We start from the raw sequence: 13,330 nt of genomic DNA, 5'->3' as shown, positions 1-13,330 counted from the left end.
GGGTGGTCGCGAATGCGTATCGAGACGGTGGCGGTGCATGCGGGCACGGAAGTCGACGAGGGGTCGCAGGCGGTGACGCCGCCCATCGTCCTGTCGACGACCTTTGCCCGTGACCCGGACGGCAGCTTCCCCGGGGGGCACATCTACACCCGCAGCTCCAACCCCAACCGTGCCGAGCTGGAACAGGCCGTGGCCGCGCTGGAAGGCGGGGCGGCGGCGGCGGCCTTCGCGTCGGGCATGGCGGCCATCGCTGGCATCTTCCAGTCGCTCGAACCCGGCGCCCATGTGCTGGCGCCGGGCGACAGCTATCACGGCACCGTCCATGTGCTGCGCCAGGTGTTCGATCGCTGGGGCCTGGCCTTCGATTTCGTCGACATGCGCGACCCGGCAGCGGTTGCGGCGGCGATGCGCCCGTCGACCCGGCTCCTGTGGATCGAGACGCCGTCCAACCCGATGTTGCACATGGTCGACATTGCCGCCCTGGCGGACCTGGCGCACCGCCATGGCGCGATGGCCGCGGTCGACAACACCTGGGCGACGCCGCTGCTGCAGCGGCCGCTCGACCATGGCTGCGATCTCGTCATGCATTCGACGACGAAGTATCTGGGTGGCCATTCGGACGTGCTGGGGGGCGTCGTCGTCACCCGGCGGCAGGACGCTTTCTTCGAGCGGCTGCTGGCGGTGCTGCGCCTGGGCGGGGCCGTGCCCTCGCCCTTCGACTGCTGGCTGATCCGCCGCGGCATCCGCACCCTTCCCGCCCGCATGCGGGTCCATTGCGACAATGCCGAGGTGGTGGCGCAGTTCCTGGCCGGCCACCCGATGGTCGAGCGGGTGCACTATCCGGGCCTGCCCAGCCATCCCGGCCACGACCTGGCCCGCCGGCAGATGCGCCGTTTCGGCGGCATGCTGTCCTTCGAGGTGCGGGGCGGCCGCGACGCCGCGATGGCGGTGGCGGCCGGCGTGGAAATCTTCGCCCGCGCCACCAGCCTGGGCGGCGTCGAGAGCCTGATCGAGCACCGGGCCTCCATCGAGGGGCCGGACAGCAAGACGCCGCAGTCGCTGCTGCGCGTCTCGGTCGGGCTGGAGAACGCCGAGGACCTGGTGGCCGACCTCGACCACGCCCTTTCGACCCTGCAGTAGCAAGGTGCCCAAGATGATCCTGCCGATCTACCAGGTCGATGCCTTCACCGATCGCGTGTTCGACGGCAACCCGGCGGCGGTCTGCCCGCTGGACACCTGGCTGTCCGAGCGCCACATGCAGTTCATCGCGGCCGAGAACAACCTTTCGGAGACCGCCTTCTTCGTGCCCGAGGAGGACGAGTTCCGCCTGCGCTGGTTCACCCCCCAGGTGGAGGTCGACCTGTGCGGCCATGCCACCCTGGCGACGGCGGCCGTCCTCTATCGCGAACTGGGCTATGACCGACCCGAGATCCGCTTCCGCACGATGAAGGCCGGTACCATCAGCGTGACCCGGCAGGACGAGGACTGGCTGGCGCTGGATTTTCCGTCGCGCCCGCCGGCCCCGGTCGATGCCCCGGCCGCGCTGGCGGCCGCCCTGACAGCCGCATTAGGGGCGCCGCCCAGCCAGATCCTGGCGGCGCGCGACTATGTAGCGATCTACGAGGATGCCGCCGCGATCCGCGCGCTGAAGCCCGACATGGCGGCACTGGCCGCGCTTGACCGGTTCGCCGTCATGGTGACGGCACCGGGAGAGGATTGCGACTTCGTCTCGCGCTTCTTCGCCCCGGCCAAGGGCATCCCGGAGGACCCGGTGACCGGGTCGGCCCATTGCACGCTGATCCCTTATTGGTCGGCGCGCCTGGGCCGCCAGGAGATGGAGGCGCACCAGCTTTCGGCGCGCGGCGGTCGCCTGCGCTGCGTTGACCGCGGCGACCGGGTGACGATCGCCGGCCAGGCCGTCCTCTACATGAAGGGCGAGCTGTTCCTGTAACTCGGGTCGGGGCCGGCTGCTGCCGGCCCCTCAGCCTACTTGCAGGCCTTGTATTCCTTCTCGCGCGTCTTCCCCATCGCATCGAGCCAGGTGTCCAGGCCCTTGCCCTCCAGCGTCGCCACCTCGTTGAAGCGGGCATAGCGGTGGGCGCAATAGTCGGGGTGGCCGAACTTGCCGGCGACCGCCATCTCCTCGTTGGCGAGGATGGTGCGATAGCGGTCGAAGAGGCGCGGCGCGCTGCCCTTCTCGTAGCGGGCGAGAAATTTGCCGTGCTCGTCCTGGGTCGTCAGCAGGCGCTGGTGGTTGCGCCGGCTGAACCCGGCATAGAGGTCGAGCAGGTTGCGGCCCTTCTCGGCCTTCCACTGGCAAGTCAGCCCAGTCACCGACATCTCGGTCTGCAGGCGGACCAGCAGGTCGTTGCGGCGGTCGCGCTCGGTCACGCAGGACTTGGACGGCAGGTCCTTGGTATCGACCGACGGCACGAACTTGATCGGGGGCGCCGGCGGCGGTGCCGGCGGGGCAGGGGGCGCCACGGCGGCGGCCTGCGGCTTGGGCGTGGAAGCGCCCCCGTCGGCCTGAAGAACGTTGCACCCTGTGGCGGCCACCAGGGCCGCCAGACAGAGCCAGCGGGGGAGACGCATCATGCTGCGGCCTTTGGGGGGAATCGCGATCGGACGTACATAGCCGAAGGGCCGGTCGCTGTCGACCGGCGCCCGCCGGGCCGCCTTTTCCCTCAAACGGTTGGCGCCGCTCGTTCAACCGGTCCGCGCGCCTGCCAGTCGATTCGCCGGGTCAGGTACATCACCGCCGACAAGGCCGCGAACAGCAGTACGGCCCCCAGCAGCAGGGCATAGCTCTCCAGCCCCAGCAGCACGAATAGCACGCCATAGAGGCCGGCCAGCAGGCCTCCGAACAGCGCGCCGCGGCCGAGGCTGCGGCTGACGGCCGAGGTGTAGAGGGACGCCTGCACCACCACCGCCAGGGCGGCCGCGCCATAGGCCGGCGCGAAGCCGAACGGTTCGCTGAGGGCCAGCAGCAATATGTAGAAGAGGCACAGCGACAGGCCGACCAGCCCGTACGAGACGATGCCGATGCGCAGGCCGCCCTTCAGCTCGAACAGCAGGTAGACCGCGAAGGTCAGCACCAGGAAGAGGATGCCGTACTTGGCCGCGCGCTCCACCAGGCGGTAGGGGCTGACGGTCTGCAGCAGGGTGGCGCCGAAGAGCGAGGCCTCCAGCGTTTGCCCGGGGTCGCCCGCCTCGCCGCCGGCCCAGCTTTCGCCGAAGCCGCGGCCGAACCAGGACACGGCCCAGCTCGCATCGAAGCGATCGTCGGTGACGCGCCGGTCGGTCGGCAGGAAGGCGCCGGTGAAGCTGGGGCTCGGCCACGCCCCACCCAGCGTGGCCCGGGTGTCCTTGCCCAGCGGCGCGAACAGCAGCCGCTCGCTGCCGTTGAAGCGCATGTCGAAGGCAACTGCGAAGGACCGGCCCGTGCCGTCCGCCTCCACCGGCAGGGCGCCGCGCAGCCAGGACAGGCTGCCCGACCGCAGGCCCGAATCGGGGGCGGTCGCCACGGCCCGGCCATCCACCGTCAGGGCGAAGCCCGGATCGATGCTGCGCGGGTCCGACAGGCCGACGGCGAGATAGGCCTCCCGCGGCTCGATGCGCGCCCGTGGACCGGCCAGGGCCTGCAGGTCGGGCTGGGTGAAGCTGGCCCGCACCTTCACGTCGGCGCGATAGACGACGGCCTCGAACAGGCCGCGGTAGCGTACCTCCGGCGCGAGTTCGCCCGCGACCTCCAGGCGCTCGGGAAAGAGAAAGAGGCGGTGGCGCAGCGTCACCACCCGTCCGTCGGTGTCCTTGCGGTCCTCGGCATAGGGCACCACCAGCACCGGCCCGACCAGCGCCTGCGGCCGGCCCCAGGCAAAGCCGATCTCGGCCACCGCCTCGCGGTGGCGGCCATGGCGCTCCTGGATCGCGTCATGGACCAGGAAGAGGGGGATCAGCAGCGCGAAGACCAGCATGCCGACCAGCACCACCTTCACGGCGGGGCCACCGCGCAGGCGGGCGGGGATTGGGCTGACTGGACCGGCAGCGGTCATGGCGGCTCCGAGGGTGGACAGGCGCCTACAGGCTGGAAGCCGACGGTGACGGCAGCGAGGCACCCGCGGGGCGGGATGCAGGCCGATCCAAGGCGGCGCGCGAGGAAGCCCGAAACAGTTCCGGCCGGGATGGGTGCCGTGGCACCCATCCCGGCCGGCTGGTCGCGTATCCGGTCAGATGACCAGGATAGGGTCGATGATGATGACTGGTGGCAGCAGGATCAGCTCGTCATGGAAGGTGAAGTTGGCGCCGGTGAGCTGATCGGGCGTGACATCATAGAGCAGGATGAAATTGTCGTCCCCGAGATCGATGGCTGTGGCCCCGAAGAACAGGAAGGACGCGGCCAGTGCCTCGCCATCGGTGTTGATCGACGTGGAGTTGATGTTGTTGGCAAGGTCGATCACATCGAAGGCGGGGTTGAAGCCGAAGATGCCGTCGAGACCGCCGCTGCCGCTATTGAACACGAACACGTCGTTACCGGTGTCGCCGTAGAGCAGATCGTTGCCGGAACCGCCGTTGATCACGTCGTTGCTGGTCCCGCCATGCAGCTCGTCTTCGCCCTGGCCGCCATACAGCGTGTCGGCGCCAATTCCGCCGACCATGGTGTCATCGTTGAGGTCGCCGCTCATCCAGTCGTTGCCGGCCTCGCCCCACATGCTGTCGGCGCCCTGGCCGCCATAGACGGTGTCGTCGCCGTCGCCGCCATAGACCAGGTCGTTGCCGATATTGCCGTTGACGTGCCAGTCGTTGCCGATCCCGCCGAACACCGTGTCGGTGCCCTGGCCGCCGCGGGCGAAGTCGGCACCGGTGCCGCCGTCGACCAGGTCGTTGCCGGTATTGCCGTTGATCTCGTCGTCGCCGCCCTCGCCGTCGAGCGTGTCGTTGCTGTCGCCGCCCAGCATGATGTCGTTGCCGTCGCCGCCGAACATCTGGTCGAGGCCGGTGGCGTCGTTGCTGAGGTTGGTGCCGCCGAAGAGGTAGTCGTTGCCCGGCCCGCCGAACATCGTGTCGTTGCCGGCGCTGCCATTGACGAGGTCGTCGCCGTCGCCGCCGAGGGCGGAGTCGGCGCCCGGGCCGAGGTCGAGCGTGTCGTTGCCGCCCAGGCCCGAGACGGTGTCGTTGCCGTCGAGGGCATAGTACTCGTCGCCGATGCCGGTGCCGGTGAAGAGATCGCCGCCGCTGGTGCCGTTCGCCATGATCAGGGTCCTCCTGTTATCCCCTGGCGGCTGCGGTCTTGGCCGCGGCGGCCGGGGGGTGGTCTGGTTGGCGCCGGCGTCCCACCGCCGGCATCTCCTCCGTGATCCCTCCGTCGCACGACCCCATCGGCCGGTTCATCGCCCTCCCGATTCAATAGAAAACGATATCGGCGGCGGTGATCTGCCCCGGCGCCACGCCCGCCAGCAGGATGGCATCGCCCTCGCCGAGGTCGAGCCGCATGGCGCTGCCCGCGATCGACAGCCGCGCCAGCGCGCCGTTCGCATTGACGATCCCGCCCAGACCGGCGGCCAGCGCCAGCACGTCCTCGCCGGGGCTGAAGTCGACCACCAGTTCGATCCCGCCCGTCTCGGCGAATTCGAAACGGTCGGCGCCGGCGCCGCCCCACAGGGTGTCGGTCCCGGCACCGCCGTCCAGCCGATCGTCGCCATCCTCGCCGCGCAGGTCGTCCTCGCCGTCGCCGCCGTCCAGCCCATCGTCGCCGACCCCGCCCAGCAGCGTGTCGGCGCCGTTGCCGCCATCCAGCCCGTCGATGCCGTCGGCACCGTTCAGCAGGTCGTCGTCGTCGCCGCCGAACAGCGAATCGTCGCCCGCACCGCCGTTCAGGCTGTCGTTGCCGGCCTGGCCTTCCACCCGGTCGTCGTCGCCGCTGCCGAACGCGTTGTCGTCGCCGCCCCCGCCCAGGATCGTGTCGTTGCCCTCATCGCCGAACAGGATGTCGCGATCGGGGCCGCCGAACAGGCCGTCCTGGCCGTCGTCGCCCTGGAGGAAGTCCTGCCCGGCCTCGCCATAGAGCAGGTCGTCGCCGGCGCCGCCCTGCAGCCCGTCATGGCCATCGCCGCCCGAGAGCGTGTCGGCGCCGCCATCGCCGAACATCGCGGCGTCGCTGCCTTCGCCGCCATAGGCGATGTCGTTGCCGTCGCCGGCCTGGATATAGTCGTCGCCGCGGTCGCCGCTGAGGATGTCGTCGCCCTGCTGGCCGTTCAGGAAGTCGTCGTCCGAGCCGCCGAAGACGCTGTCGGCGCCGGGGCCGCCCAGCACCGAATCGCGGCCGGCATTGCCGTTCAGGTGCCAGTCGTCGCCATTGCCGCCCAGGATCGTGTCGTCGTCGGTGCCGCCGCGGAGATAGTCGGGATCGTTGCCGCCCAGCAGCGAATCATTGCCGCCATTGCCGTTGATCGTGTCCTGCCCGGCCTCGCCCAGGACCGTGTCGCTGCCGTCGCCGCCCAGCACGGCGTCGTCGGCATCTCCCGCCTCGATCCGGTCGTCGCCGCTGTCGACATTGTCGATGTTGGTGCCGCCGAATATGGAATCGACGCCGGGCCCGCCCAGCAGCGTGTCGCCGCCGGCCCCGCCAATCAGGAAATCGTCGCCATTGCCCCCGTCGCCCAGGTCGGCGCCGGGGCCGAGGTCGAGGAAGTCGTCGCCGCCCAGGCCCAGCACCGTGTCGTCGCCCTCGAACCCGAAGAAGACGTCGTCGCCGCTGGTGTCCTCGAAGAAATCCGGGCCACTGGTTCCGTCGGCCATCGCGCCCTGCCCCCCATAGGCACCCACCGGCCGATGGACCGCGGTCGATGGCCGCTAGTCGATTCCCCGCCGGTTGGTCGCCTGGACGATGGTGGCCGCAGCCGGGGCCGGCGGCAATCGAAACCTGCGACTGCGGCGGGGTCGGGCGCTGGTCATCCTGCGGCCGCCCGGCTATACCGCCAGACCGTTCCAGTGCGGCAATAGCGGATAGGCGGAGGACAGCATGCGCAGCCACAAGATCGCGGTCATTCCCGGCGACGGCATCGGCAAGGAGGTCGTTCCGGAGGGCCTGCGCGTGCTCGAGGCCGCCGGCCGGCGCTTCGGCTTCAAGGTCGAGGCCACCCATTTCGACTGGAGCTGCCAGCGCTTCCACGAGACCGGCCGCTTCATGCCCGAGGACGGGCTGCAGCAGCTCTCGACCCATGACTCCATCTTCCTGGGTGCGGTCGGCTGGCCGGGCGTGCCTGACCACGTCTCGCTGTGGGGCCTGCTGATTCCGATCCGCCGGCACTTCGACCAGTATGTGAACCTGCGCCCCGTGCGCCTGATGAAGGGCGTGGAATCCCCCTTGCGCGGGCGCGAGCCGGGCGACATCGACTTCTACGTCGTGCGCGAGAACTGCGAGGGCGAGTATTCCGAGATCGGCGGGCGCCTCTATGTCGGCACCGAGAACGAGCTGGCGATGCAGGAGACGGTGTTCACCCGCCGCGGCGTCGACCGCATCCTGCGCTTTGCCTTCGAGCTGGCGATGAAGCGCAAGAAGCACCTGACGTCGGCCACCAAGTCCAACGGCATCATCCACACGATGCCCTACTGGGACGAGCGCTTCGCCGAGATGGGAAAGAACTTCCCCGAGGTGAAGATGGACCAGTACCACATCGACATCCTGACCGCGCATTTCGTGCGCTATCCGGACCGCTTCGACGTGGTCGTCGGCTCCAACCTGTTCGGCGACATCCTGTCCGACCTGGGGCCGGCGGTGACGGGCTCGATCGGCATCGCGCCGTCGGGCAACATCAACCCCGAGCGCAAGCACCCCTCGATGTTCGAGCCGGTGCATGGCTCGGCGCCGGACATCGCCGGCAAGGGCATCGCCAACCCGGTCGGCCAGATCTGGTCGGCGGCCATGATGCTGGAGCATCTGGGCGAGCATGCCGCAGCCGAGGCGATCGAGCGCGCGATCGAGACGGTGCTGTCCGAGGGCGGGCCGCGCACGCCCGACCTGGGCGGCCAGGCCCGCACCAGCGACCTGGGCGAGGCCATCGCGGCCGCGCTCGGCTGATCGAACGACACCGACCGGAGGGGGCGAACATGGCGACGGGCATCGGATTCATCGGGCTCGGCGCCATGGGCGCCGGCATGGCGGCCAACCTGGCCCGCACCAACCAGGTGGAGGGCGGCAGCAACGTCACCGGCTATGACGTGGTGCCGGCCGCGATCGAGCAGTTCGTGGCGGCGGGCGGGCGAGGGGCCGCCTCCGTCGCCGAGGCGGCCGACGGCGCCGGGCTGCTGATCCTGATGGTCGCGACCGACGCCCAGGCCGATGCGGTGCTGTTCGGCGAGGGCGGCGCGCTCGCCGTGCTGCCGGCCGGGTCCACCATCGTCCTTCACGCGACCGTGCCGCCCGCCTATGCCGAGGGGCTGGGCCGGCGGCTGGCCGCGGCGGGCTTCGGCTTCGTCGACGCGCCCGTGACCGGCGGCAAGGGCGGGGCGGAATCGGGCACGCTGACCATCATGGCGTCGGGCTCGGATGCGGCTTTCGCGGCGGCCGAGCCGTCCATGGCGCGCTATTCGGCCCGCATGTTCCGCGTCGGCACGGAGCCCGGCAAGGGCTCCACCATGAAGATGGCCCACCAGCTTCTGGCCGGCGTCCATATCGCGGCCGCGGCCGAGGCGCTGGCGCTGGCGACCCGAGCCGGCGTCGACCCCGCCCAGTTCTTCGACGTGGTGACCGGCGGCGCCGCGCGCTCCTGGATGTTCGAGAACCGCGGCGCGCGCATGGTGAAGGGGGATTTCACGCCGACCAGCGCGGTCGAGATCTTCGTGAAGGACCTGGGCATCGTACTGGATGGCGGGCGCAACCTGCGCTTCCCGCTGCCGATCGCGGCCGCCGCCCATCAGCAGTTCCTGGCCGCGGCTGCCGCCGGCCATGGCCGCATCGACGATAGCGCGGTGGTCAAGGTCTACGAGATGCTGGCCGGCATCTCGGTCGCGGGCGCTGCCGGCAAGGGCAGCCGGAAGTGACCGCGCCGCAGGCAGCACTGGAACAGGTCCTGGCCGCGGCCGGCCTGAACCCGGCGCTGGCCGCGGCTGTGACGATCACCGGGGCCGACCCGGTGCTGCCATCAGGGTTCCTGCTTGGCACCGCCGGGCGGCCAGCCTGGGGGCGGTCGGGCTGGCGGCGGCCGATCTGTGGCGGCGGCGGGGCGGAGGGGCGCAGACGGTCGCGATAGATTTGCGCGCGGCTGCATTGGCGCTGCGCACCGAGCGCCATGTCCTGGTCGACGATGCAGCACCCGAAAGCCCGTGGAGCCCGATATCGGGCTTCTACCAGGCGGGCGACGGGCGCTGGGTACAGTTCCACTGCAACTTCCCCCCCCATCGCGACGGCATCCTGGCGGTGCTGGGTGCCGCGAACGACCGGGCGGACGTGGCCGCCAAGGTCGCCGGCTGGACCGCCCAGGCGCTGGAGGACCGGCTGGCCGCGGCCGGCATGTGCGCGGCCATGCTACGCAGCGGCGAGGAGTGGCAGGCCCACCCGCAAGGTCGGGCGGTGGCGGTGATGCCGCTGGTGGAAATTGTGCGCATCGGAGATGCGCCGCGCAGGTCGGTCGATCATCGGGGTGCCGGTAACCGGCCGTTGGCCGGTATCCGCGTGCTCGACCTCAGCCGGGTGATAGCCGGGCCGGTCGCCGGACGGACCCTGGCCGAGCATGGCGCCACGGTGATGCGCATCAGTGCGCCGCATCTGCCCTTCGTCGCCCCGCTGCTGCTCGATACCGGCCATGGCAAGGTGAATGCCGAGATCGACCTGGATGCGCCCGGCGGTCGCGACCGGCTGCATGGTCTGCTGGCCGATGCCGACGTGATGATCGATGCCTACCGGCCGGATGCGCTGGCCGGCCGGGGCTTCGGCGCGGCCGAACTCGCGCGCCGTCACCCGGGCATCGTGCTGGTCCGGCTCTCGGCCTATGGCGAGGCGGGGCCCTGGGGGGCGCGACGCGGGTTCGACACGCTGGTGCAGACGGCCTCCGGCCTCGCGGCCGACGAAGCGGGCGGCGGCATCCATGACCGCCCGCACCACCTGCCGGCCCAGGCGCTGGACTATGCCACCGCCTATCTGGCCGCCTTCGGCACCATGGTGGCGCTGGCCCGCCGCGCCGACGAGGGCGGCAGTTGGTGTGTGCGCCTGTCGCTGGCGGCCACGGCCCGTTGGCTGGACGCGCTGGGCCGGGTGCCGGACCGGGCGGCCGCCTTCGCCATCCCCGATCCCGCGCGCGATGCCGGCGCCGATCTGATGATCGAGACGGCCAGCCCCTTCGGCCGGCTGCGCCACCTGAAGCCGGCCCTGCGGATGTCGGCGACGCCGCCCCGCTGGGACCGGCCGCCGTCACCGCTCGCCAGCCACCCGGCCGAGTGGCCGGCCGCCTGATCGGGCGTCAGATCCGCCCGTCATAGGCCTGGCGGTCGATGACCGCGCCGATCACCGTGAAGCGGTCGGTCCGGGCGCGGGCCGCCAGCAGGGCCGCCTCCAGGCCGGCCATGTCGCGCACGGTCTCGCCGGCACCGCCCATGGCGCGGGCGATGGCGGCAAAATCGTGGCCGACGAAGTCCACGCCCGCCGCCGGCAACTGCCGCGACCGCTGCTTCATCTCGATCAGGCTGAGGCAGGCATCGACGAAGACGACGACCGTCACGGGCAGGGCCAGATCGGCCAGGGTCGACAGCTCGCCCAGCACCATCAGCAGGCCGGCATCGCCGGTGAAGGCGACGACCGGCCGGGCCGGGTCGGCAATCTGTGCCCCGATGGCCAGGGGCAGGGCGCATCCCATGGTGCACAGGCCGCTCGACTGCAGCACGCCGCGCGGGGCGTAGGTCTCCCAGAGCTGGCTCATCAGGATGCGGTGGGCGCCGGAATCGACGGTGGCGACGGTGTCGCGCGGGAAGATCCGGCGGACTGTCTCGACGATCGCCGCCGGCCCCCAGGCGCCGTTCGAGGCGAAGGCCTCGTGGTGCCGGCGGCGGGCCTGGGTGGCCTGCCCATCGGCCCACTTGACGGGATCGGCGGCCACGCCGCGGCCGAGCGCCTTCAGCCCCTCGCCGACATCGCAGACGAAGCCGATCGTGGCGTGGTGCATGTAATGGCGGTTGGCCGCGGCGGCGAACTCCACCACCCGCTGGCGGTCGGGGTCCCAGGGGTCGCGCCAGCCCACCCGCATCTCGATCGGGTCGTAGCCCACCAGCAGCACCAGGTCGGCCGCGCGGACCAGCGGCAGCAGGATGGTGTCGGCCAGCGGCGACAGGCCGGCACCGCCCAGCGCCAGCGGATGGTCCTCCGGGATGACGCCCTTGGCCTTGTACGTGGTGATGACCGGCACGCCATGGGCCTCCGCAAAGGCACGCAGGTCAGCGTCCGCGCCCTGGTTGGGCACGTCCAGCCCGGCGATCATCACCGGCCGGCGTGCATCCGCCAGCCAGCGCCGTGCGGTCTCCAGCGCCTCGCCCTCGGCGGGGGCGGCCGGTGCGGCGGGGCGGTGGCGCGACACCAGCGGCTCGGCCACGACCGTGTCGGCGACCGAGATCGGCACGTCGATATGCACCGGTCCGGGCCGGTCGGCGGTGGCGATCGCCACGGCCTTGTCGGCGATGAGGCCAGCGCCGGCCGCCGTCAGGGTGAAGGTCGCACGCGTCACCGGCTGGAAGACGGCGCGGTGGTCGAACACCTGGTGGGTATAGGTCAGCGCCTCGTCGGCATCCACGCAGCCGGTCAGCACGATCAGCGGCACGCGGTCCTGGTCGGCGTTGGCGGCCACATTGACGGCGTTGGCCGCGCCCGGACCCACCGTCGCCACCAGGATGCCGGGCGCACCCGTCATGTGCCAGGCACCCTCGGCCATGAAGCCGGCGGCATTCTCGTGCCGGGCCAGCACGAAGCGGATGCCGGCGGCCTCAAGCGCGTCGACGATCGTCAGCACCTCGCCGCCCGGCATCCCGAACGCCAGGCGGCAGCCCGCCTCGTGGAGCCGGCGTGCCAGCAGGTCGGCGGCCCTATTCCGCGGCATCGCGTCCCGAGCCCGCGGCACCGGGCGGGTTGTTGCGGACATAGCCGTCGCGCGTCTGCGGCAGCTTCCAGCCCAGGATCTTCGATGCCACCAGCGTGCGCAGCACCTGGGCCGTGCCGCCGCCGATGGTGAACATCCGGCAGTCCCGCACCATCCGTTCCAGCGGCAGCTCGCGGGAATAGCCGCGCGCGCCGTGTAGCTGGAGCGCGTCGTTGGCGATGCGGACGGCGGCTTCCGAGGCGAAGATCTTGGCCTGGGCGGCCAGTGCGGGGTCGGGGAAGGCGCTGCCGTTCGGCCCGCGCGACCGGGCGGCGGCATAGAGCATCAGGCGCGATGCTGTCAGTTGCGTCTGCATGTCGGCCAGCATCCATTGCAGGCCCTGGAACTCGCCGATCGGCCGGCCGAACTGCTCGCGCTCCTTGGCGAAGGCGACGGCATGCTCGAAAGCGCCGGCGGCGACGCCCATCGCCACCGTGCCGGCGCCGACACGCTGGCTGTTGTAGGCGTTGATCAGGTCGCCGAAGCCGCGCGCCCAGCCCGATGGCGGCATCACCACCATGTCGTCGGCCACCTCCAGGTCCTCGAACGCCAGCTCACCTTCGGGCATGCCACGCAGGCCCATGGTCTGCTCGCGCCGCACCATCTTCAGCCCGGGCGCCTCGCCGCGCACCGCCAGGAAGCCGCCGATGCCGAGGTTGCGGCCCTTCTCGTCGAAGGCGCGGGCGAAGATCAGGTGCAGCTTCGACACGCCGGCACCGGTGATCCAGTGCTTGCGGCCATTCAGGACGAAGCGGTCGCCGACGCGGTCGGCCCTGGTCGTCATGGCGGTGGCATCGCTGCCGGCATCGGGCTCGGTGATGCAGATGGCGGGCTTGTCGCCGGCCAGGACCAGGTCGGCCGCCATCCGCTTCTGGCGCTCGCTGCCATAGGCCATGACGGTCGAGATCGCCCCCATGTTGGCCTCGACCACGATGCGCGCGGTGACGGTGCAGGCCTTGGCCATCTCCTCGATCACCAGGACTGCATCCAGGAACGACGCCCCCTGGCCGCCATAGGCGCGGGGCACGGTCATGCCGGTGAAGCCGGCCGCGGCCAGGGCCTTCACCACGTCCCAGGGATACTGCTCCGACCGGTCGGTCTCGGCCGCCTGCGGACGTACCACCGTCGCGGCGAATTCGGCCGCGCGTGCCTGCAGCGCGCGCTCCTCGGTGGTCAAACCCAATGGCATGGCAACGCGTCTCCTGCTTCCAAAC

The 13,330-nt window shown here is 71.1% G+C and carries 11 protein-coding genes; 5 read left to right on the top strand and 6 right to left on the bottom strand.

The features are described from left to right. Nucleotides 1–12 precede the first annotated feature (12 nt). Complete coding sequence (locus STVA_RS24525; RefSeq protein ID WP_123691093.1) at nt 13–1,140, top strand: trans-sulfuration enzyme family protein; 1,128 nt, start codon at nt 13–15, stop codon at nt 1,138–1,140. A gap of 13 nt (nt 1,141–1,153) precedes the next feature. After that, entirely contained in the window at nt 1,154–1,951 is a 798-nt protein-coding gene (locus tag STVA_RS24520; RefSeq protein ID WP_123691094.1) for a PhzF family phenazine biosynthesis protein, read from the top strand. 35 nt (nt 1,952–1,986) lie between these two features. Here the strand turns inward: STVA_RS24520 and STVA_RS24515 are convergent, their stop codons facing one another. The 4 genes from STVA_RS24515 to STVA_RS24500 all read right to left on the bottom strand — a co-directional run bounded on the left by STVA_RS24515 (nt 1,987) and on the right by STVA_RS24500 (nt 6,795). Further along, on the bottom strand, nt 1,987–2,595 hold the full coding sequence (locus STVA_RS24515; RefSeq protein WP_123691095.1) for a hypothetical protein: 609 nt from the start codon (nt 2,593–2,595) through the stop codon (nt 1,987–1,989). Nucleotides 2,596–2,684: 89 nt separating this feature from the next. Continuing rightward, on the bottom strand, nt 2,685–4,052 hold the full coding sequence (gene creD, locus STVA_RS24510; RefSeq protein ID WP_123691096.1) for a cell envelope integrity protein CreD: 1,368 nt from the start codon (nt 4,050–4,052) through the stop codon (nt 2,685–2,687). A 174-nt stretch (nt 4,053–4,226) separates the two neighbouring features. Next, entirely contained in the window at nt 4,227–5,249 is a 1,023-nt protein-coding gene (locus STVA_RS24505) for a calcium-binding protein (protein WP_123691098.1), read from the bottom strand. A 151-nt stretch (nt 5,250–5,400) separates the two neighbouring features. Next, nucleotides 5,401–6,795, bottom strand: a complete 1,395-nt coding sequence (locus STVA_RS24500) for a calcium-binding protein (RefSeq protein WP_123691100.1) — start codon at nt 6,793–6,795, stop codon at nt 5,401–5,403. A 223-nt stretch (nt 6,796–7,018) separates the two neighbouring features. Here STVA_RS24500 and STVA_RS24495 point away from each other — a divergent pair, with 223 nt between their 5' ends. The 3 genes from STVA_RS24495 (at nt 7,019) to STVA_RS24485 (ending at nt 10,447) form a co-directional block, all read left to right on the top strand. Continuing rightward, nucleotides 7,019–8,077, top strand: coding sequence for a tartrate dehydrogenase (locus STVA_RS24495; RefSeq protein WP_123691103.1), 1,059 nt, complete (start codon nt 7,019–7,021; stop codon nt 8,075–8,077). Between the two features lie 29 nt (nt 8,078–8,106). Then, entirely contained in the window at nt 8,107–9,039 is a 933-nt protein-coding gene (locus STVA_RS24490) for an NAD-binding protein (RefSeq protein WP_123691105.1), read from the top strand. A gap of 226 nt (nt 9,040–9,265) precedes the next feature. After that, nucleotides 9,266–10,447, top strand: a complete 1,182-nt coding sequence (locus tag STVA_RS24485; RefSeq protein WP_338092719.1) for a CoA transferase — start codon at nt 9,266–9,268, stop codon at nt 10,445–10,447. A 7-nt stretch (nt 10,448–10,454) separates the two neighbouring features. Here the strand turns inward: STVA_RS24485 and STVA_RS24480 are convergent, their stop codons facing one another. Both STVA_RS24480 and acdA read right to left on the bottom strand, forming a co-directional pair. Continuing rightward, complete coding sequence (locus STVA_RS24480; protein ID WP_123691109.1) at nt 10,455–12,077, bottom strand: thiamine pyrophosphate-binding protein; 1,623 nt, start codon at nt 12,075–12,077, stop codon at nt 10,455–10,457. Continuing rightward, nucleotides 12,064–13,305 (bottom strand): 3-sulfinopropanoyl-CoA desulfinase, encoded by a 1,242-nt coding sequence (gene acdA, locus STVA_RS24475; RefSeq protein WP_123691111.1) that lies wholly within the window; start codon nt 13,303–13,305, stop codon nt 12,064–12,066. Before acdA ends, STVA_RS24480 begins: the two co-directional genes overlap by 14 nt. Nucleotides 13,306–13,330 lie beyond the last annotated feature (25 nt).

Origin of the sequence: Stella humosa (assembly GCF_006738645.1) — a bacterium.
GTDB classification, from domain to species: Bacteria; Pseudomonadota; Alphaproteobacteria; order ATCC43930; family Allostellaceae; genus Allostella; species Allostella humosa.
The sequence above is the reverse complement of the archived record's forward strand: the minus strand, read 5'-3'. Positions and strand labels throughout refer to the sequence as shown.

Bases quoted from the DNA above. Each gene is read 5' to 3' on its own strand.
- STVA_RS24525 (WP_123691093.1), top strand. From the start codon at position 13: ATGCGTATCGAGACGGTGGCGGTGCATGCGGGCACGGAAGTCGACGAG.
- STVA_RS24520 (WP_123691094.1), top strand. From the start codon at position 1,154: ATGATCCTGCCGATCTACCAGGTCGATGCCTTCACCGATCGCGTGTTC.
- STVA_RS24515 (WP_123691095.1), bottom strand. From the start codon at position 2,595: ATGATGCGTCTCCCCCGCTGGCTCTGTCTGGCGGCCCTGGTGGCCGCC.
- creD (WP_123691096.1), bottom strand. From the start codon at position 4,052: ATGACCGCTGCCGGTCCAGTCAGCCCAATCCCCGCCCGCCTGCGCGGT.
- STVA_RS24505 (WP_123691098.1), bottom strand. From the start codon at position 5,249: ATGGCGAACGGCACCAGCGGCGGCGATCTCTTCACCGGCACCGGCATC.
- STVA_RS24500 (WP_123691100.1), bottom strand. From the start codon at position 6,795: ATGGCCGACGGAACCAGTGGCCCGGATTTCTTCGAGGACACCAGCGGC.
- STVA_RS24495 (WP_123691103.1), top strand. From the start codon at position 7,019: ATGCGCAGCCACAAGATCGCGGTCATTCCCGGCGACGGCATCGGCAAG.
- STVA_RS24490 (WP_123691105.1), top strand. From the start codon at position 8,107: ATGGCGACGGGCATCGGATTCATCGGGCTCGGCGCCATGGGCGCCGGC.
- STVA_RS24480 (WP_123691109.1), bottom strand. From the start codon at position 12,077: ATGCCGCGGAATAGGGCCGCCGACCTGCTGGCACGCCGGCTCCACGAG.
- acdA (WP_123691111.1), bottom strand. From the start codon at position 13,305: ATGCCATTGGGTTTGACCACCGAGGAGCGCGCGCTGCAGGCACGCGCG.